General features: G+C 71.5%; 20 protein-coding genes. 11 read left to right on the forward strand and 9 right to left on the reverse strand.

What is annotated here, in order from left to right; genetic code table 11:
- Nucleotides 1-68: 68 nt before the first annotated feature.
- Nucleotides 69-461, forward strand: coding sequence for a hypothetical protein (locus tag AB0F15_RS09755; RefSeq protein WP_360267917.1), 393 nt, complete (start codon nucleotides 69-71; stop codon nucleotides 459-461).
- Between the two features lie 16 nt (nucleotides 462-477).
- On the opposite strand, the gene AB0F15_RS09760 is transcribed toward AB0F15_RS09755, so the two are convergent.
- The 3 genes from AB0F15_RS09760 to ppgK all read right to left on the reverse strand — a co-directional run bounded on the left by AB0F15_RS09760 (nucleotide 478) and on the right by ppgK (nucleotide 3,846).
- Nucleotides 478-1,332, reverse strand: coding sequence for an LLM class flavin-dependent oxidoreductase (locus AB0F15_RS09760; protein WP_360267919.1), 855 nt, complete (start codon nucleotides 1,330-1,332; stop codon nucleotides 478-480).
- A gap of 100 nt (nucleotides 1,333-1,432) precedes the next feature.
- Nucleotides 1,433-2,830, reverse strand: a complete 1,398-nt coding sequence (locus AB0F15_RS09765; RefSeq protein WP_360267922.1) for an RNA polymerase sigma factor — start codon at nucleotides 2,828-2,830, stop codon at nucleotides 1,433-1,435.
- A 251-nt stretch (nucleotides 2,831-3,081) separates the two neighbouring features.
- A complete protein-coding gene (ppgK, locus tag AB0F15_RS09770) occupies nucleotides 3,082-3,846 on the reverse strand; it encodes a polyphosphate--glucose phosphotransferase (RefSeq protein WP_360268591.1) in 765 nt (254 codons plus the stop codon).
- 67 nt (nucleotides 3,847-3,913) lie between these two features.
- Here ppgK and AB0F15_RS09775 point away from each other — a divergent pair, with 67 nt between their 5' ends.
- Nucleotides 3,914-4,732 (forward strand): inositol monophosphatase family protein, encoded by an 819-nt coding sequence (locus tag AB0F15_RS09775; protein WP_360267925.1) that lies wholly within the window; start codon nucleotides 3,914-3,916, stop codon nucleotides 4,730-4,732.
- Between the two features lie 88 nt (nucleotides 4,733-4,820).
- On the opposite strand, the gene cei is transcribed toward AB0F15_RS09775, so the two are convergent.
- Nucleotides 4,821-5,504: an envelope integrity protein Cei gene (cei, locus tag AB0F15_RS09780; protein ID WP_360267928.1), complete on the reverse strand. Its 684-nt coding sequence runs from the start codon at nucleotides 5,502-5,504 to the stop codon at nucleotides 4,821-4,823.
- A gap of 480 nt (nucleotides 5,505-5,984) precedes the next feature.
- Between cei and AB0F15_RS09785 the strand changes: the two genes are divergently transcribed.
- Nucleotides 5,985-6,293 (forward strand): DUF4193 domain-containing protein, encoded by a 309-nt coding sequence (locus AB0F15_RS09785; RefSeq protein ID WP_013224476.1) that lies wholly within the window; start codon nucleotides 5,985-5,987, stop codon nucleotides 6,291-6,293.
- 144 nt (nucleotides 6,294-6,437) lie between these two features.
- On the opposite strand, the gene AB0F15_RS09790 is transcribed toward AB0F15_RS09785, so the two are convergent.
- Complete coding sequence (locus AB0F15_RS09790) at nucleotides 6,438-6,920, reverse strand: DUF3093 domain-containing protein (RefSeq protein WP_360267931.1); 483 nt, start codon at nucleotides 6,918-6,920, stop codon at nucleotides 6,438-6,440.
- A 24-nt stretch (nucleotides 6,921-6,944) separates the two neighbouring features.
- Here AB0F15_RS09790 and dut point away from each other — a divergent pair, with 24 nt between their 5' ends.
- On the forward strand, nucleotides 6,945-7,448 hold the full coding sequence (dut, locus tag AB0F15_RS09795) for a dUTP diphosphatase (protein WP_360267934.1): 504 nt from the start codon (nucleotides 6,945-6,947) through the stop codon (nucleotides 7,446-7,448).
- Nucleotides 7,448-8,113: a DUF3710 domain-containing protein gene (locus AB0F15_RS09800; RefSeq protein WP_360267937.1), complete on the forward strand. Its 666-nt coding sequence runs from the start codon at nucleotides 7,448-7,450 to the stop codon at nucleotides 8,111-8,113. The genes dut and AB0F15_RS09800 overlap by 1 nt, the downstream gene beginning before the upstream one ends.
- A 60-nt stretch (nucleotides 8,114-8,173) precedes the next feature.
- Here AB0F15_RS09800 and AB0F15_RS09805 read toward each other — a convergent pair whose 3' ends face one another.
- Nucleotides 8,174-8,857, reverse strand: coding sequence for an alpha/beta hydrolase (locus AB0F15_RS09805; RefSeq protein ID WP_360268595.1), 684 nt, complete (start codon nucleotides 8,855-8,857; stop codon nucleotides 8,174-8,176).
- Nucleotides 8,858-8,992: 135 nt separating this feature from the next.
- Between AB0F15_RS09805 and AB0F15_RS09810 the strand changes: the two genes are divergently transcribed.
- Together AB0F15_RS09810 and AB0F15_RS09815 are read left to right on the forward strand one after the other, a co-directional pair.
- Complete coding sequence (locus AB0F15_RS09810; RefSeq protein ID WP_360267940.1) at nucleotides 8,993-9,373, forward strand: OB-fold nucleic acid binding domain-containing protein; 381 nt, start codon at nucleotides 8,993-8,995, stop codon at nucleotides 9,371-9,373.
- Between the two features lie 9 nt (nucleotides 9,374-9,382).
- On the forward strand, nucleotides 9,383-10,102 hold the full coding sequence (locus AB0F15_RS09815) for a DUF3159 domain-containing protein (protein ID WP_360267943.1): 720 nt from the start codon (nucleotides 9,383-9,385) through the stop codon (nucleotides 10,100-10,102).
- Between the two features lie 158 nt (nucleotides 10,103-10,260).
- Here the strand turns inward: AB0F15_RS09815 and AB0F15_RS09820 are convergent, their stop codons facing one another.
- Together AB0F15_RS09820 and AB0F15_RS09825 are read right to left on the reverse strand one after the other, a co-directional pair.
- Nucleotides 10,261-10,917 (reverse strand): TrkA family potassium uptake protein, encoded by a 657-nt coding sequence (locus AB0F15_RS09820; RefSeq protein WP_003067924.1) that lies wholly within the window; start codon nucleotides 10,915-10,917, stop codon nucleotides 10,261-10,263.
- Nucleotides 10,914-11,579 (reverse strand): TrkA family potassium uptake protein, encoded by a 666-nt coding sequence (locus AB0F15_RS09825; RefSeq protein WP_360267946.1) that lies wholly within the window; start codon nucleotides 11,577-11,579, stop codon nucleotides 10,914-10,916. The genes AB0F15_RS09820 and AB0F15_RS09825 overlap by 4 nt, the downstream gene beginning before the upstream one ends.
- 201 nt (nucleotides 11,580-11,780) lie before the next feature.
- Here AB0F15_RS09825 and AB0F15_RS09830 point away from each other — a divergent pair, with 201 nt between their 5' ends.
- The 4 genes from AB0F15_RS09830 to AB0F15_RS09845 are packed head-to-tail and all read left to right on the forward strand — an operon-like array spanning nucleotide 11,781 to nucleotide 15,604.
- Nucleotides 11,781-13,820 (forward strand): APC family permease, encoded by a 2,040-nt coding sequence (locus AB0F15_RS09830; protein ID WP_360267949.1) that lies wholly within the window; start codon nucleotides 11,781-11,783, stop codon nucleotides 13,818-13,820.
- Nucleotides 13,817-15,007 carry a class I SAM-dependent RNA methyltransferase gene (locus AB0F15_RS09835; protein WP_360267952.1) on the forward strand — a complete coding sequence of 397 codons (1,191 nt, stop codon included), beginning with the start codon at nucleotides 13,817-13,819 and terminating at the stop codon, nucleotides 15,005-15,007. Before AB0F15_RS09830 ends, AB0F15_RS09835 begins: the two co-directional genes overlap by 4 nt.
- 31 nt (nucleotides 15,008-15,038) lie before the next feature.
- Nucleotides 15,039-15,329, forward strand: coding sequence for a maleylpyruvate isomerase N-terminal domain-containing protein (locus tag AB0F15_RS09840; RefSeq protein ID WP_360267955.1), 291 nt, complete (start codon nucleotides 15,039-15,041; stop codon nucleotides 15,327-15,329).
- Nucleotides 15,275-15,604 (forward strand): TIGR03086 family metal-binding protein, encoded by a 330-nt coding sequence (locus AB0F15_RS09845; RefSeq protein ID WP_360267958.1) that lies wholly within the window; start codon nucleotides 15,275-15,277, stop codon nucleotides 15,602-15,604. Before AB0F15_RS09840 ends, AB0F15_RS09845 begins: the two co-directional genes overlap by 55 nt.
- Before the next feature lie 415 nt (nucleotides 15,605-16,019).
- Here the strand turns inward: AB0F15_RS09845 and AB0F15_RS09850 are convergent, their stop codons facing one another.
- A complete protein-coding gene (locus AB0F15_RS09850; RefSeq protein ID WP_360267961.1) occupies nucleotides 16,020-17,489 on the reverse strand; it encodes an aldehyde dehydrogenase family protein in 1,470 nt (489 codons plus the stop codon).
- Nucleotides 17,490-17,506: the final 17 nt, after the last annotated feature.

Genomic DNA, 17,506 nt, shown 5'->3' on the forward strand with positions numbered 1-17,506 from the left:
CGCGAGTTCCGGCTTCAATCACGCGAAAGCCTTCCGCCGGGTGGGCGGTGTGGGCTTACCATCGAGGTATGGACGGCGCCGACGGCGTCCTCGCGAACCTGATCCTCTTTGCCGTGGTCTGCCTCGCACCCACGGTCCTGTTCTGGTGCGCGCTGCGCGTGCCCAAGCTGCTCGGCCGGCTCCGGGAGAGACGCGCGAAGCCGCAACCGCAAGGTCCGCCGATCGAACGCGTCGCCGCGGACCTGCGCCGGGTGCACCGGCTGCTCGCCGGCTACCCCTCCGGGACGCCGGCCGCGCGCCGGTTCGGCACCCGGCAGGCCTACGACGAGCTCCTCGTCCAGGCCTGCCGGCAGATCGGCGTGCCGCACCGGCTCGGGGAACTGCCCGAAGGGATGGACCGGGAGATCGAACGCCTGCGCGTCGAGCAGTCGCTGCGGGATCGCGGACTGGCCGTGCCCTGAGCCGGCCGGCCGTGCGTCACAGCACGAGCTCGGCGAGGCGGGCGATGTCGTCCAGATCGTCGGTGCCGGGGTTGAAGATCAGTTCGTCCGCCCCGAGGTCGCCGAACGCCTGCACGGCTTCGCGTACCGCATCGGGGGTGGTGCGCACGCCGGACGAGATGAAGCCGGCCGAGTCGTCGCCCAAGTAGCTGTAGTAGTCGTGGACGTTCCCCCGGCCGGTGTCGGGCTCGCCGAGCGCGAAGTACGTGATCGCGACGAGCCGCGGCTCGCCTTCGCGGCCGGCTTCCCGCCAGGCGGCACGGGCCTGGTCGAACGCCCCGGCGACCATCTCCGGCGGCACCGAACCGCCGACGTAGCCCTCGCCCCACTTCGCCATCCGAGCCAGTGCCTTCGGCGCGAACCCACCGAACAGCAGGGGAACCTGGCGGGTGCCGGGCGGCACGGCGGGGTTGGTGCCGCCGCCGACGGGCTTGCCGCCCCAGACGTCGCGGTAGACCTCGAGGTCGGCGTCGATCCGCTTGCCGAGCCCCTTCGGGCCGAGCCCGTCGGCGACGAAGTCGTCCTCGCGCCCGCCGATCCCGATACCGAGGGTGAGCCGGCCGCCGGAGACGCCGTCGATCCCGGCGATCTCCTTCGCCAGCAGCACGGGCGGCCACACGGTGCCGAGCAGGACGTTGCTGATCAGCCCGATCCGGCTGGTGGCGCCGGCCGCGGCGGCGAGCGCGACGGTGTCCGTCACGCCGGGATAAGCGATCCGGCCGACCGTGCCGAGCGTCGAGAACCCGGCCTCCTCGGCCTTCGCCGCCCAGGTCGGGATGACGTCCGGACGCATGCCGCGGACCTGGTTCGGCAGGCCGATACCGATCTTCATGAGGACCCTTTCGGAAGTGGTTGAGCTCTCCACCAAAGATCCCCGAAAAGGGAAAACCCCGCCACCACGGTGACGGGGTTTTCCCTTTCGTACCAAGAAATCAGTCCAGGTAGTCCCGCAGGACCTGTGACCGGGACGGGTGGCGCAGCTTCGACATCGTCTTCGACTCGATCTGCCGGATGCGTTCGCGGGTCACCCCGTACACCTGGCCGATCTCGTCGAGCGTGCGCGGCTGGCCGTCCGTGAGACCGAAGCGCAGCCGGACCACGCCCGCCTCGCGCTCGGACAGCGTCTGCAGCACCGACTGGAGCTGGTCCTGCAGCAGCGTGAACGACACCGCGTCGACCGCGACGACCGCCTCGGAGTCCTCGATGAAGTCACCGAGCTGCGAGTCGCCCTCGTCGCCGATCGTCTGGTCCAGCGAGATCGGCTCGCGCGCGTACTGCTGGATCTCCAGGACCTTCTCCGGGGAGATGTCCATCTCCTTGGCGAGCTCTTCCGGGGTCGGCTCGCGGCCGAGGTCCTGGAGCAGCTCACGCTGGATGCGGCCCAGCTTGTTGATGACCTCGACCATGTGCACCGGGATGCGGATGGTGCGCGCCTGGTCGGCCATCGCGCGGGTGATCGCCTGACGGATCCACCACGTGGCGTACGTCGAGAACTTGTAGCCCTTGGTGTAGTCGAACTTCTCCACCGCGCGGATCAGGCCGAGGTTGCCCTCCTGGATCAGGTCCAGGAACGCCATGCCGCGGCCGGTGTAGCGCTTGGCCAGCGACACCACGAGCCGGAGGTTCGCCTCCAGCAGGTGGTTCTTGGCGCGCTCGCCGTCACGCACGATCCACTTGAGATCGCGGCGCATCTGGGTGACGAGCTTCTCGCCCTCCTCCTCGGCGGTGCGCACGCGCTCGGCGGCGTAGAGCCCGGCCTCGATCCGCTTGGCCAGCTCCACCTCCTCCTCCGCGTTCAGCAGCGCGACCTTGCCGATCTGCTTGAGGTAGGCACGCACGGAGTCGGCGGACGCGGTGAGCTCGGCGTCCTTGCGCGCCTGACGCAGCGCCTCGGACTCCTCTTCGTCCCAGACGAAGTCCGGGTTGTCGCTCTTGGCCGCGGCCTTGTCGGCGGCCACGCCGCGACGGCGCTGCGCCGGGGTCTCCTCGTCGGATTCCTCGTCGTCATCGTCGTCGTCGGCCGAGTCGGCGTCCGGCTCGTCGGCGACCGTTTCGACGTCGACCTCGACCTCTTCGAGCTCCGACAGGTCGGGCGTGTCGAGTTCGGCCTCGTCGAGTTCGACGGGACCGTCCGGCTCGCCGTCCTCGCCCTTCGGCCCCTTGGTCGCGGCCTTCTTCGCCGGCGCGGGCTTCTTGGCCGGCGCCTTCTTGGCGGTGGTGGTCTTGCGCGCCGCTGGCTTCGCCGTCCCGGTGGCTGCCTCTTCGGCCGGCTCGCCGGCTGCGGTCGCTGTCTTCGTCCCGCCTCGGGTTGCGGTTCTTGCGGCTGCCACTTACGCCCTTTCGCAGCGGTCGATCATGACGAGCAACGGCCTCGCGGCCACTGCTGCCTCACATTCGGGGGATCACGCCTCGGCCTGCGGTTTTGCCCTCCGCAGCCGTGGGCCGTGTTCCATTGTAACGACGGTACGCGCATGCGGTGCGAAGCGATCACCCTCCGGCCGCTTCACACGCCCGATCCGCGTCGCGATCGTGGCCGGATCAGTACTGGTCAGTACCGGTCAGTACCCTCTCCGGCGCCGGATCAGTGCTGGATGCCCTCGGCCGCGGCGGCCGCGGCACCCACGATGCCGGCGTTGTTCTGCAGGCTCGCCACCAGCACCGGAGTGCGGATGTCCAGCAGCGGCACCCATTTCTCGGCCTTCTTGCTGACGCCGCCGCCGACGATGAACAGGTCGGGCCAGATGAGGTTCTCCAGCACGGTCAGGTAACGGTGCACGCGCTTGGCCCATTCGGGGTAGGAGAGCCCCTCGTTGTCCTTCACCGAAGCGGCCGCGCGCTTCTCGGCGTCGTGGCCGTCGATCTCCAGGTGGCCGAATTCGGTGTTGGGGACGAGCTTGCCGTCCTGGAACACCGCGCTCCCGATCCCGGTGCCGAAGGTGAGCAGCGCGGTGACGCCCGTGCGCGCGACCGGGTCGCCGAAGCGGATCTCCGCCATGCCTGCCGCGTCGGCGTCGTTGAGCATCGCGACCTGGTCGACGCTGCGGCCGAGCCGCTTGGCGAACAGCGCGTCGGCGTCGGTGCCGATCCACTGCTTGTCGATGTTGGCCGCGGTGTGCGCGACGCCCTTCTTGACGACCGCCGGGAGCGTCACGCCGACCGGGCCGTCCCAGCCCGCCTGCGTGACGACGTCGTGCACGACGTCCGCCACCGCCGACGGGGTGGACGGCTTCGGCGTCTCGATCCGGATCCGGTCGCCGATGAGCTGTCCCTTGTCCAGGTCGACCAAGGCCCCCTTGATCCCGCTGCCGCCGATGTCGATGCCGAAACCTCGGCGGGTCGCCTCCACCACGGACGTGGTCCCTTCTCGCACGATTCAGAAGCCTGCCTCGGAGACTTTAACCGGGTGTGGTGACATGTCGGACGTGGGAGTTGACGAGTCGTTGCTGAAAAGCGTCGCGGTGCAGGTCGCGACGGACGCCGCCGAGCTGGTCCGCGAGGCCTGGGAGGGGATGGCCGGTGGCCGCTCGGTGGCCGTGGGCACCAAGTCCGGGGACACCGACGTGGTGACCGCCGTCGACCACGAGTCGGAACGCCTGGTGCGCGCGCGGCTGGCTTCGCTGCGGCCGGGCGAGCCGGTGCTGGGCGAGGAAGGCGGGGGTGCCGCGGGTGACGGCGTCACGTGGGTGGTCGACCCGATCGACGGGACGGTCAACTTCCTCTACGGGCTGCCGTGGTTCGCGGTGTCGGTGGCCGCGCAGGTCGGCGGGGTGTCGGTGGCCGGGGCGGTGGTGGAGCCGGCGAGCGGCCGCGTGTGGTCGGCCGCCCGAGGCCACGGCGCGTTCCTGAACGGCCGCCGGCTGGCGGTGTCGGCGCCGTCGCGGCTGGAGCTGACGCTGGTCGGAACCGGTTTCGCGTATTCGCCGGAGCGGCGGACGCGGCAGTCGCGCTTCGCGGCGGAGCTGCTGGGGCGGGTGCGGGACATCCGCCGCAACGGGGCGGCGTCGCTGGACCTGTGCGCGGTGGCGGCGGGCTGGCTGGACGCCTACGTGGAGCACGGCCTCCACCGCTGGGACTGGGCGGCGGGGGCGCTGGTCGCCGCCGAGGCGGGCGCGGAGGTGTCCCTCCCGGGCACGGCGCCGGACCTGGGCGCGGACGCGACGTACGCGGCGGCTCCGTCGATCGCCGGCCCGCTGCGGAAGGCACTGGCGCACTGCGGCGCGGCCGACGTCTGAGCGACTCCCGCCGATCGGTTCGGTCCTGGGGCGGTCGGCACGACTTGCTCGCGCCGTGTCGTCCCGCCGGGTACGCCTGAGAGGGTGGTCAGCACTCCACGTTGCGGGCCGAGGCCAGGAGGGTCTGGTCGACGACCGGGGCCTTCGCGCCCGCGGACTGCTCGTTGCCGCCGCCGCCCTGGTGGCTCTTGGACCAGTCGGCGAGCTGGGTGATGATCTGACGGGCTTCGGCGCGGGGCCGGAGGTCGCCGAACAGCGTGCCCGTCACCACGTCGACGCTCGCGTCCTTGCGGTTGTCCTGGACCAGCTCGGCGCAGGGGACCACGAGGCTGAGCGTCCGGGCCGCGGTGACGCCGTTCTCCCCGAACCGGAGCTGGCCGCGGCACTTGGCATCGCGGCCTTCGTAGGCCGGGTCGTTGGCCGGGTCGGCGGCACTGGTGAACCCGAGTTCGCGCAGCGCGGTCGTGGTGATGCCGCCCTGGCCGCGGGAGCCCGAGGCGTTGAGGACCCGGTAGGCGACCTTGTCCGGCGGGACGGGGCTGCGGTCGTCGAGCGCGTTGTGCGGCAGCGTGCTGAACGTGACGCCCGGTGGCGGGCTCGCGGGCGGGTCGCACTTGACGGCCTCGTCGACGTCGCCCTTGCCGACGGCCGCGTTCACCCAGACGATGATCGCGCCGAGAGCGAGCACGCCGATGACGATCAGCGCCGGCAGCGGCTTGTGCTTGCGATACGGCCGCGCCCCACGGTCCCCGATGCCGTTCCCCGACGCCACCTGCCCGTCCCTTCCCGAACACCGAAACCGACCGTGCGTACCGGGCACCGTCGTGGCGGATCAGCCTAGGCGCCGTGCCCGGCGTGCCTCGTTCCGGGGCACCCCGCCGGAACGTCCGATCCCCGTGCAGCGATCGCACCACGGCGGGGACGACCGGGGCAAGCGGACACGGGCCGCGCGTGAAGTTCTCCACCCGGGGGCAACCCGAACGGACGACAACGCGTCTTACCTGCGGGTTCCCCCTGTCGGGTGACGATTTCCCGGCAATGTCTGACTCGTTGCAGAACCCGGACAGCGGTGAGCTACCCTTCCCGGGCTCCGGCCGCAGGAAGAGGCGCAGAAAGAAGAGACCTCGGTCACTTCGGCCGTCGGGCACAAACGAGGGCCCTGGAACGTTGACCAGCGGCACGGCGGACTCACGGGCGTAACCGCGGGTCCGGGTAAACGACTACACAAGCTGATCGCAGGGGTGAGGGACACATGGCTACCGACTACGACGCTCCGCGCCGCAGCGAAGCCGACGAGCTGGCCGAAGACTCGTTGGAGGAGCTCAAGGCCCGGCGGAACGAGAACCAGTCCGGCGTCGTCGACGTCGACGAGGACGCAACCGCCGAGAACTTCGAGCTGCCGGGCGCCGACCTTTCCGGGCTTTCCGGTGAGGACATGACCGTGAAGGTGGTGCCGAAGCAGGCGGACGAGTTCACCTGCTCCGTCTGCTTCCTGGTGCACCACCGCAGCAGGCTGGCCGAGGACAACGGTGGACGCCTGATCTGCCGCGACTGCGCCTGACAGCGCGAAGGGGTTCTCGGACACAGGGACGAACAGACGCGACGGAGAGCCTCGAGGGAACGGGGGAGGCTCGAAGCGCGCTGGGGACAAGGGGGCCGGCCGGCAGGCCGGCCCCCTTCCACATCCGGGTCCGGGCGCCGGGGTTCAGCCGGCTTTGAGCAGCTCGGCGACCCGCTCGGGGTGCCGGGTGCTGAACAGCCAGTACGGCGTCGGATCGCCGGCGTCGGTGAGGTGGACCTTCACGACCGGCCCCACCCAGCCGCGGTGCAGCACGTAGGCGGCGGGATCGCCGTCGCGCCCGAGCGCCTTGCGCTTGGCGTCCTTGTCGAAGATTTCGACCACGCCCGCGTAGCGCAGCGGCAGGTGTGCGTCGCCCACCCACAGTTCCGGCTCGTCACCGCCGGTGATCCGGACCTTCGACCGGCCCAGCGACAGCAGCAGCGCCACGACGACCGGCAGCGCGATCACGTACGGCAGCCACGCCCGGATCCCCGGGTACCCGAGGTCGATCTCGGCCGCCAGCAGGATCGCGCCCAGCACCGGCAGCGGCCAGCCCCACCACGGGACGTAGAGCCGCTCGGAATGCCGGACCGCGGTGTTCGCGGCCGTCTTCGCTGATTCACCCACGAGTAGAGAGTAATCTCGCCGCCCGTGTCCAGCGTTCAGGTACTCCTCTCCCGGCTCGATCCGGATGTCCCGCTGCCCGCCTACGCCCGACCGGGCGACGCGGGCGCCGATCTCGTCACCACCTCGGATATCGTGCTGAAACCCGGGGAACGCGGCGTCGTCGGCACCGGCGTCGCGATCGCGCTCCCCACCGGGTACGCGGGGTTCGTCCACCCGCGGTCCGGCCTGGCCGCCCGGGTCGGTCTTTCGGTGGTGAACACCCCGGGCACGATCGACGCGGGCTACCGCGGGGAGATCAAGATCTGCCTGATCAACCACGACCCGGTGCACCCGGTGAAGCTGACGCGCGGCGACCGCATCGCCCAGCTGGTCGTGCAGCGGGTCGAGCACGCGGAGTTCGTCGAGGTCGCCGAGCTCGACGCGACCGAGCGGGGCGACGGAGGCTACGGCTCCACGGGTGGACACGCCACACTGGGAGCACCGGCGCTCGCCGCGAGCGCCGCCACGGGGGAAGGAACGGAGAAGTAGTGGGGATTTTCGGACGCAAGCGGCGGACCGAGGGCGGGTCCGCCGGACGGCACGCCGCGCCCGAGGCCGACGACACTTTCGAGGACGAGACGTACGACGACGAGGACGGGGAGCTTTCGGACGTTTCCGACGGCCCGTTCGACGTGGCCGACTTCGACGACGACGGCATCCCGCGGATCGACCTCGGTTCGGTGAAGGTGCCGGTGCCGGACGGTTCCCAGGTCCAGGTCGAAATGGACCCGGAGGCCGGGGGCGTGCGCGCCGTGCACGTCGTCACCGAGCAGGGCCAGATCACGGTCAGCGCGTACGCCGCGCCGCGCTCGGGCGGGCTGTGGCGGGAGGTCAGCACCGAGCTGGCCGACCAGCTCCGGGCCGACGGCGCCAAGGTCACCATCGGCCGCGGCGTGTGGGGCCTGGAGATCTCGGCCATCATCGGCGACGTCGCCCTGCGCTTCGTCGGCGTCGACCGGCCCCGCTGGATGCTGCGCGGCGTCATCGCCGGCCCCCAGTCGGAGGCCGCCGGAGCCGTCGAGGTGCTGCGCGAGATCGTGCGCCGCACCATCGTCGACCGCGGCGACGCTCCCATGCCGGTCCGGACCCCGCTGACCATCACGCTGCCGGAGGCGGTCGCGGAGCACATCGCGGCCCAGCAGCAGCAGGGCTGAAGCCACCTCGGAAGTCCGTGAAGGCCACCGCGAGGAACTCGTCCTTCCTCACGGTGGCCTTCACGGCTTTTTCAGGGCCTTCAGGAACGCCAGGACGGTTGCCCGGCCGAGGGACTCGCGGTCCGCGCCGAGCGCTGTGAGCGTCGTCTCGCCGACGGCGGCGCGGGGGAGTGCGCTCGCCCACTCCGACGCGACTTTCGTCGGGTGCACCGGGTCGTCCGTGCACGTCCCGATCCCGGCCGGGACGGCCAGCGCCGCCAGCTCCCCGAGCGTCGGCGCCGGCCGGGCCGCCGCGACGCGCAGGCCCGCCGCCAGGCCGTCGCCGTGCCGCCGCCACGCCCGGTCCAGTTCCGCCCGCAGCCAGTCCGGGCTGCCGTCGGTCTGCGCCAGTGCCGCGTCGACCCCGGAACGGGCCACCAGATCCGCTGTCAGCGTCGCGGCCAGCGATGCGGGCGCCGGGCCCGGGACGCCGTTCCAGGCCGGGAGCGCGGCCAGCAGGCCCCCGCAACGGCCCGGATTGCGGACCGCCCACTCCGCGGCGAGGTGGGCGCCGAACGAAATGCCGCCCACGAGCAGTTCGCCGTGTTCGTCCGCCAGCGCGTCCAGCGTCGCCAGGGAGCCCTCGGCGAGCGCCGCGCCCGCAGGCGGGGGCGGGGTGAGGAGCGGGACACCGAGGGCACGCAGCGGCCGTTCGAAGACCGCCCGGACGAACACCTCGTCCGAGCCGGTGCCGGGCAGCAGCACCGCGACGGGAACTCTGATCGTGGACGTCACGTTGCGATCTTTGCGCAAAGGCGTTTCCCTGACGGGGACCGCAGTACGCTGGATTCGCACGGGCCGTTCACACCAAGCAGGGGGCCCCGGAGCACAGGAGCACCTATGTCCGCCAAAGACGGCGGCTACTTCAGCCGGTTGGTTCGCAAGCTGACCAGCGACGTCGAGGAACTCGACGCCGACGAGATGTCGATGAGGTCGGGCGCCGAGGGAGCGCAGCGGGCGTGTGACTGCCGCTCGGGCGAAGAGGCCACCGTCATGGGGCGGCTCCGCAGCGTGGAGCTCTGTCCGACCAGCGAGGCCGCCACGCTGGAAGCCGAGCTGTTCGACGGGACACAGGGCGTGACGCTAATCTGGCTCGGCCGCCGCCGGATCCCGGGCATCGAGCCTGGCCGGACGATCAAGGTGCGCGGCCGGATGGCCGAGCGTGACGGCCAGAAGGTGCTGTACAACCCCTATTACGAGCTCCAGAGCCCAGTGAGTTGATCACCGATCGTGACTGAACCTGCCCCGAGCGAGAAGAAGACCGACGAGGAAGAGCCGCAGCCGACCCTGCTCGAGCAGATGGGCGGCGTGTCCGGCCTGATCTACTCCTCGCTGCCGGTGATCGTCTTCGTGCTGGCGAACTCGTTCTTCGGCCTGACCGCGGCCATCTGGACGTCCGTGGGCAGCGCGGTGGCCATCACCGTGCTGCGGCTGGTCCGCAAGGAGCCGCTGCAGCCGGCGATCTCCGGCTTCTTCGGCGTCGCGATCGCGGCGTTCATCGCCTACCGCACCGGGTCCGCGAAGGGGTTCTTCCTCTTCGGGATCTACGCGAGCCTGGTCTACTGCGGCATCTTCGTGGTGTCGGTGGTGGTGCGCTGGCCGATCGCGGGCGTCGTCTGGAACCTGCTCAACGGCACCGGCCAGGCCTGGCGCAAGGACAAGCCGTCCCGCTACGGCTACGACGTCGCCACGCTGGCCATGGCGGCGATCTTCGCCGCCCGGTTCATCGTGCAGCGGTGGCTCTACCAGGAGGACTACACCGGCTGGCTGGCCTTCGCGAAGATCGCCATGGGCTACCCGCTCTACGCGCTGGGCCTGCTGGTGGTCGTGTGGGCGGTCCGGCGGTCGGACAAGCGCCTCAAGGCCCTCGCCGAGGACGAGCCGGCGCCGGAGACCGACGCCCAGGTCGAAGCCCGGCTGCGCGAAAAGTACGCAACTCCCGAAGCCTGATCCGCTTTCGGTCCTGCCGGACCACGCAGAGTCCCGAAGCCGCCACTCGCGCGTGGGGGCGCCCCCCGATTTCCACGCTACCGCCGGGCACCGACAGTTCCGGGCCGCCCGGCACGGGAAAGGCCCCCGACGCTCGGTCGGGGGCCTTTCTCGCGGACTCAGTACCCGAGCGCCGTCCGGATCTCCGGCTCGACGTCCGCGGTGGCGACGAACAGCAGCTCGTCGCCCGGTTCCAGCGGGTCCTCCGGCTGCGGCACGATCACGCGGTCGCCGCGCAGGATGGTCACCAAGGCCGCGTCGCGCGGGAGCGTCAGCTCGCTCACCGGCTTGCCGGCCAGCGGCGTCTCCGCCGGCAGGGTGAGCTCGACGAGGTTCGCGTTGCTCTGCCGGAACGTCATCAGCCGGACCAGGTCACCGACGCTGACCGCCTCCTCGACCATCGCCGCGAGCATCCGGGGGGTCGACACCGCGACGTCGACGCCCCAGGCGTCGGTGAACAGCCACTCGTTGGCCGGGTTGTTCACCCGCGCCACCACGCGCCGCACCGCGAACTCCGTCTTGGCCAGCAACGACACCACCAGGTTCGCCTTGTCGTCGCCGGTCGCCGCGATGACGACGTCGCACTGCTCGATCCCGGACTCCTCCAGGATCGAGACCTCGCAGGCGTCGCCGAGCACCCAGTCGGCCTGCTCCACGGCGTGCGGCTCGAACTGGTCGGCCTCCCGCTCGATGAGCATCACCTGGTGCCTGCCGTCGATCAGCTCGGCGGCGATGGAGCGGCCGACCGCCCCCGCGCCCGCAATCGCGACCCTCATGCCTCGTCCTCCGGTTCGCGCTGCGCCACGCTCGTGACGTCGGTGACCGTGCCCGAACGCGCGGCCACCCACACGACGTCGTCGGCCTGCAGCACGGTCTTGGTGTCGGGCAGCAGCCCGGTGCCGAAGCGCATGATGAACGCCACCCGCGCACCGGTCGCCTCCTGCAGCGCCTTCACGGAATGCCCGACCCAGCCCTCGTGCAACGGCAGCTGCAGCAGCGCGACGTTGCCCGATGGGTCCCGCCACGCCGACGCGACGCCGTCCGGCAGGAGGCTGCGCAGGAACCGGTCGGTCGTCCACGGCACGGTCGCGACCGTCGGGATGCCCAGCCGCTCGTACACGGCCGCGCGCTTGTGGTCGTAGATCCGCGCCACGACGTGTTCGATGCCGAAGTTCTCGCGGGCGACCCTGGCCGAAATGATGTTCGAGTTGTCGCCGCTGGACACCGCGGCGAACGCGCCGGCCCGCTCGATACCGGCCTCGATCAGCACCCGGCGGTCGAACCCGACGCCGACGACCTGCTGGCCGTGGAAGTCGCTGCCGAGCCGCCGGAACGCCTGCTGGCTCTTGTCGATGACGGCCACCTCGTGGCCGAGCCGCTCCAGCGCAGCGGCCAGGGACGCGCCGACCCGGCCGCATCCCATGATCACCACGTGCACGCCCTGCCTCCTCGTTCGGCGGTTGCCCGTCCGTTGCTACCCCGACATGCCAGCGCCGAACCTACCGTGCCGGGGGAACGTCAGCTCGACCGTCCTCCCCGCCACCGCCCTCAACGGAGTCGCTGCGCTCCGCTGTACCTCCACCGTCCTCCCCACCACCGCCCTCAACGGAGTCGCTGCGCTCCGCTGTACATTCCGGAGGTGTCGAAGTTCCCGACCGTGCTGAAACGCCTGGTCCTCGGACGTCCGTTCCGCAGTGACAGGCTCGCTCACACGCTCCTGCCCAAGCGCATCGCGCTGCCGATCTTTGCGTCGGACGCGCTCTCGAGCGTGGCCTACGCCCCGGAAGAGATCTTCCTGACGCTGAGCGTCGCCGGTCTGTCCGCCTACGCGCTGGCGCCGTGGATCGGCATCATGGTCGCGCTCGTCATGCTCGTCGTCGTCGCCTCCTACCGCCAGAACGTGCACGCCTACCCGAGCGGCGGCGGTGACTACGAGGTCGCCAACACGAACCTGGGCGGCAAGTTCGGGCTGATGGTGGCCAGCGCGCTGCTCGTCGACTACGTGCTCACCGTCGCGGTGTCCACTTCGTCCGGTGTGGCCAACATCGGGTCGGCCGTCCCGTGGGTCGCGCAGCACAAGGTGCTGGCCTCGATCGTCATCGTCGTCGTGTTGACGTCGCTGAACCTCCGGGGCATCCGCGAGTCGGGAAAGGCCTTCGCGATCCCGACATACGGGTTCATCCTGGGCATCCTCGTCATGGTCGCGTGGGGACTGTTCGAGGCGGCCACCGGCACCGAGATGAAGGCCGAGAGCGCCGGCTTCACGCTGAGCTCCGAGGGCACGTTCGCGGGAGTCGCGTACGCGTTCCTGGTGCTGCGGGCGTTCTCCTCCGGCGCGGCGGCGCTGACCGGGGTCGAGGCGATCAGCAACGGCGTCCCGGCGTTCCAGAAGCCCAAGTCGAAGAACGCCGCCACCACGCTGCTGATGATGGGCGTGCTCGCGGTCACGATGCTGGTCGGCATCATCACGCTGGCCACGATCACCGACGTGAAGTTCGCCGAAGACCCGGCGCGGCAGCTCGCCGGGGCGCCCGCCGGCTACGAGCAGAAGACGATCGTCGCGCAGATCGCCCACGCGGTGTTCGCCGACTTCCCGCCCGCGTTCTACTACATCTCGTTCTCCACCGGCATCATCCTGCTGCTGGCCGCGAACACCGCGTTCAACGGCTTCCCGGTGCTGGGCTCGATCCTGGCCCAGGACCGTTACCTCCCGCGGCAGCTGCACACCCGCGGCGACCGGCTGGCGTTCTCCAACGGGATCCTGTTCCTGGCGGCCTTCGCGCTGGTGCTGATCATCGCCTTCGACGCCGAGGTGACGCGGCTCATCCAGCTCTACATCGTAGGTGTGTTCGTGTCGTTCACCGTGAGCCAGGCCGGCATGATCCGGCACTGGAACCGGTTGCTGGCCAAGCAAACCGACCCGGGCGTCCGGCGGCGGATGCGGCGCTCCCAGACCGTCAACGCGGTCGGTCTCACCTGCACCGCCACCGTGCTGGTGATCGTGCTCATCACGAAGTTCCTGCTCGGCGCGTGGATCGCGATCGCCGCGATGGTGGCGATCTTCGTGCTGATGACCGCGATCCGGAAGCACTACGACCGGGTCGCCGAAGAGCTGAAGGACCTCGGCGACACCCCGACCGTGCTGCCCTCGCGCAACCACGCCATCGTCCTGGTGTCCAAACTGCACCGGCCGACGCTGCGGGCGCTGGCCTACGCCAAGGCGATGCGCCCGGACGTCCTCGAAGCCGTGACGGTCAACGTGGACGACACGGACACCCGCCGGTTGACCGCCGAGTGGGACGCGCACAACTTCAAGGTGCCGCTGAAGGTGGTCGAGTCGCCGTACCGCGAAATCACGAAACCCGTTCTCGACTACGTGAAGCGCGTGCGCGGCGACAACCCGCGCAACGTCGTCACGGTGTTCATCCCGGAGTACGTGGTCGGGCACTGGTGGGAACAGGTGCTGCACAACCAGAGCGCGCTGCGGCTCAAGGGCCGTCTGCTGTTCCAGTCCGGCGTGATCGTGGCGAGCGTGCCGTGGCAGCTGGAGTCGTCGGCGAAGGCGGCCGCCCGGGTCCGGAACGAGTGGCCCGCGGCCGGTGACGTCCGCCGCGGGTTCTCGCCCGACGCGAAGCCCGCCGGCACCCCCGCACCGAAACCCAAGGAGCCTGCCGAATGACGACCAGCTGGCTGGGCCGGGTGCTCGAGGTGGAGGTCGGTGCGGTGGCGCACGGCGGCCACTGCGTGGCGCGCGCGGAAGGGCGGGTCGTGTTCGTCCGGCACGCGCTGCCGGGCGAACAGGTCCGCGTCGAGATCACCGAGGACAACGGCGGCTCGTTCTGCCGCGGCGACGCCGTCGAGGTGCTCACCCCGTCGCCGCACCGGGTTCCGCCGCCGTGCCCGCTGGCCGTTCCCGGCGGCTGTGGCGGCTGCGACTGGCAGCACGCTTCGCCGGACCACCAGCGCGAGCTGAAGGCCGCGGTCGTGGCCGAGCAGCTGCAGCGGCTGGCCGGGATCGAGCGGGACGTCGTCGTGGAGGCCCTCGACGGCGGGCCGCTCGACTGGCGCAGCCGCGTCCGGCTGGTCGCCGGGCACGACGGGCGCGCCGGGCTGCGCGCCCACCACAGCCACCGGGTGGTGGCCCTCGAGGACTGCCCGATCGCCGTCCCGGGCGAGCTCGACGACGTCCTGGCGCGGCGCTGGCGGCCGGGCAGCGAGCTGGAGGTCACCCAGGACGCCGACGGCGGGGTCCACGTGCGGGAGCTGTCGACGGTGCGCGGGAAGGTGCGGGCGCGGCAGCTGTCGGGCGGGATCGCGGTCCAGCACGCGGCGGGCCGCGACTGGCGCCTCGACGCGCACGGCTTCTGGCAGGTCCACCCGGCGGCGGCGTCGACGCTGGCCGCGGTCGTGGCGGAGTGGGCGGAGGCGCCGGTGGGTGGCTCGGCCTGGGACCTCTACGCCGGGGTCGGGCTGTTCGCGTCGGTGCTGGCTTCCCAGGTCGGCACTTCGGGCCGCGTGCTGGCGGTCGAGTCCGGCCGGCGCGCCGTCGCCGACGGGGAAAGCAACCTCGCCGACCTGCCGCAGGTTTCGTGGCAGGCCGGGCGCGTGGAGCACGTGCTGGCGTCGGCGGCCACCCCGGTCGACGTGGTGGTGCTGGACCCGCCCCGCAAGGGCGCGGGCAAGGCGGTCGTGGAGTCGATCGTGGCGGGCGCCCCCGACCGGATCGTGTACGTGGCCTGCGACCCGGCGGCGCTCGCTCGCGATGTGGCGACCTTCGCGTCCCACGGGTATTCGCTGACGGACCTGCGCGCGTTCGACGCCTTCCCGATGACCCACCACGTGGAGTGCGTGGCGCTGCTGTCCTGAATTGTCGGTGGTGGTGGTCACACTGGCGGGCATGACTGCTCTCGACGACTTCGACCGAGCCGCTTCGACCGTGACCGCCCTGGTCACGGCGATCGGTGCCGACCAGTGGCCGCTGCCGACGGCATGCGCGGACTGGGACGTGCGCGCGGTGGTCAACCACCTGGCGCACGGAAACGCGAAGGTGCCGTTCTGGGCGGGCACACGGGCCCACCGGCCCCGGACGGCGACCACCTGGGCGGCGCACCGGCGGAGGCGTTCGCCGCCTCGGTGGCGGCGGCCCGGGAGGTGCTGGCCGCGCCGGGCCTGTTCGCCCGGACGGTGACGACCCCGCTGGGCGAGGTGCCGGGCGTGTTCCTGGTGCACATGCGCGTGAACGAGTACCTGGCCCACGGCTGGGACATCGCGGACGCGACCGGGCAGCCGACGGATCTGCTGCCGGACCTGGCCACGGAGGCCTTGGTGCAGTGGCGCTCCCGGTTCGGGTCGACGCCGCGGCAACCGGGCGGCCCGTTCGGCCCGGAGGTGGAGCCGCCCCCGTCAGCAACGGCGGCGGACCGGCTCGTGGCCTTCCTGGGGCGGAAGGCGGTGAACGGCTGAGGGGTGGCGGGCTGGATCGGCCTGGTCGGTGGCTCGGGCTTGCGGCTGCTTTGGCCGGTGTGCCGGTGCTTGGATCGGTCGGTGGTGGATGCTCTGGCGTTGCCCGGATTCGGGCGGGCCGCCGCGCCGCAACGCGCCGCCGCCGCGGCCCAGCGGGCCCGGCCCGCAAAGCGCCGCTGCGGCTCAGCTGGCTCCGCCGGTGATCACCAGGCCCGGCAGGCAGGCCATCGCCAGGGGCTCGTCGCGCTTGCGGGCCAGCGTCAGGTACGCCAGCGTGCCGGCCACCAGCACCGCCGCGGCGCGCGGCCACGATCACCGCGCGCGGGCCCCGTCGCCGGTTCCACGGTCGCTGCTGCTCCACTCCGGCCTCCCTGCGTCGCGGCTGGGCGCAGCATAGGCGCGAACTCGGGCGGACTCAGCCCGCGAACCAGTGCTGCGGTGCCGGCCGCAGGTTCTGGTAGATGTGCTTGACCTCGGTGTACTCGGCCAGCCCGGTCGGGCCCAGTTCGCGGCCGAAGCCGGACTGCTTGTAGCCGCCCCACTCGGCCTGCGGCAGGTACGGGTGGAAGTCGTTGATCCACACCGTGCCGTGGCGCAGCCGGCCGGCCACGCGCTGCGCCCGCGAAGCGTCGTTCGTGAACACCGCCCCGGCCAGGCCGTAGTGCGTGTCGTTGGCGATGCGGACGGCGTCGTCCTCGTCGGTGAACGTCTCGACCGTCAGCACCGGGCCGAACGACTCGTCGACCACCGCCGAAGACCCCTGTTTCACCTGGTCGAGGATGGTCGGCAGGTAGTAGAAACCGTCCTTCAGCGCCGGGTCGTCCGGGCGGCGGCCACCGGTCCGCAGCACCGCGCCCTCGGCCAGCGCGGCGGCCACGTAACGCTCGATCTTCTCGCGGTGCGCCGCCGAGATCAGCGGGCCCGTCTCGGCACGGTCGTCGAACGGGCCGCCCAGCCGGATCCGCTCTGCTCGGCGCACCAGCTCGTCGACGAACTCGTCGTGCCACTCCCGCTGCACGATGAGCCGCGCGCCCGCCGAACACACCTGGCCGGAGTGCAGGAACACCGCTGTCAGCGCGTAGTCGACCGCGGTCTCGAAGTCGGCGTCGGCGAATACCACGTTCGGGTTCTTTCCGCCCAGCTCCAACGCGACCTTCTTGACCGTGCCCGCGGCCGCCGCGGCGATCACCTTTCCGGTCGCCAGGCCGCCGGTGAACGACACCAGGTCGACGTCCGGGTGCGAAGCCAGCGGCGCGCCGGCCTCGGCACCCGCGCCGAGCACCAGGTTGCCCGCGCCCGGCGGCAGGCCGGCCTCGGTGAGCAGCTTCAGGAACAGGATCGAGGTGTGCGGGGTCAGCTCGCTCGGCTTGAGCACGAACGTGTTGCCCGCGGCCAGTGCCGGTGCGATCTTCCACACGGTCTGCAGCAGCGGGTAGTTCCACGGCGTGATCAGCCCGCAGACGCCGACCGGCTCGTGCACGATCCGGCTGAACGCGTCCGGGTTGCCGGTGTCGACGACGCGGCCCGCGTCCTGCGCCGCGAGCTTGCCGAAGTAACGCAGGCAGGCGGCGATGTCGGCCATGTCGTACCGGCTCTCCACCAGGCGCTTGCCGGTGTCGAGCGACTCGGCGCGGGCGAACGCCTCCGCGTCGCGGTCCAGCAGGTCCGCGGTGCGCAGCAGCAGGTCGCCGCGCAGGTGGGCGGGGGTGCCGGGCCACGGGCCGGTGTCGAACGCCCGGCGCGCCGCCGCGATGGCGGCCTCGGTGTCCTTGGCGTTGCCTTCGGCGACCGTCGCCACCAGGGAGCCGTCGGCCGGGCAGCGGATTTCCCGCCGCGCTCCGTCCACTGCGTCCACCCAGTCGCCGCCGATGAAGAAGTCCGCCATGCGGACCATTCTCGTGG

Source organism: Amycolatopsis sp. NPDC026612 (assembly GCF_040638285.1).
GTDB lineage: Bacteria > Actinomycetota > Actinomycetes > Mycobacteriales > Pseudonocardiaceae > Amycolatopsis.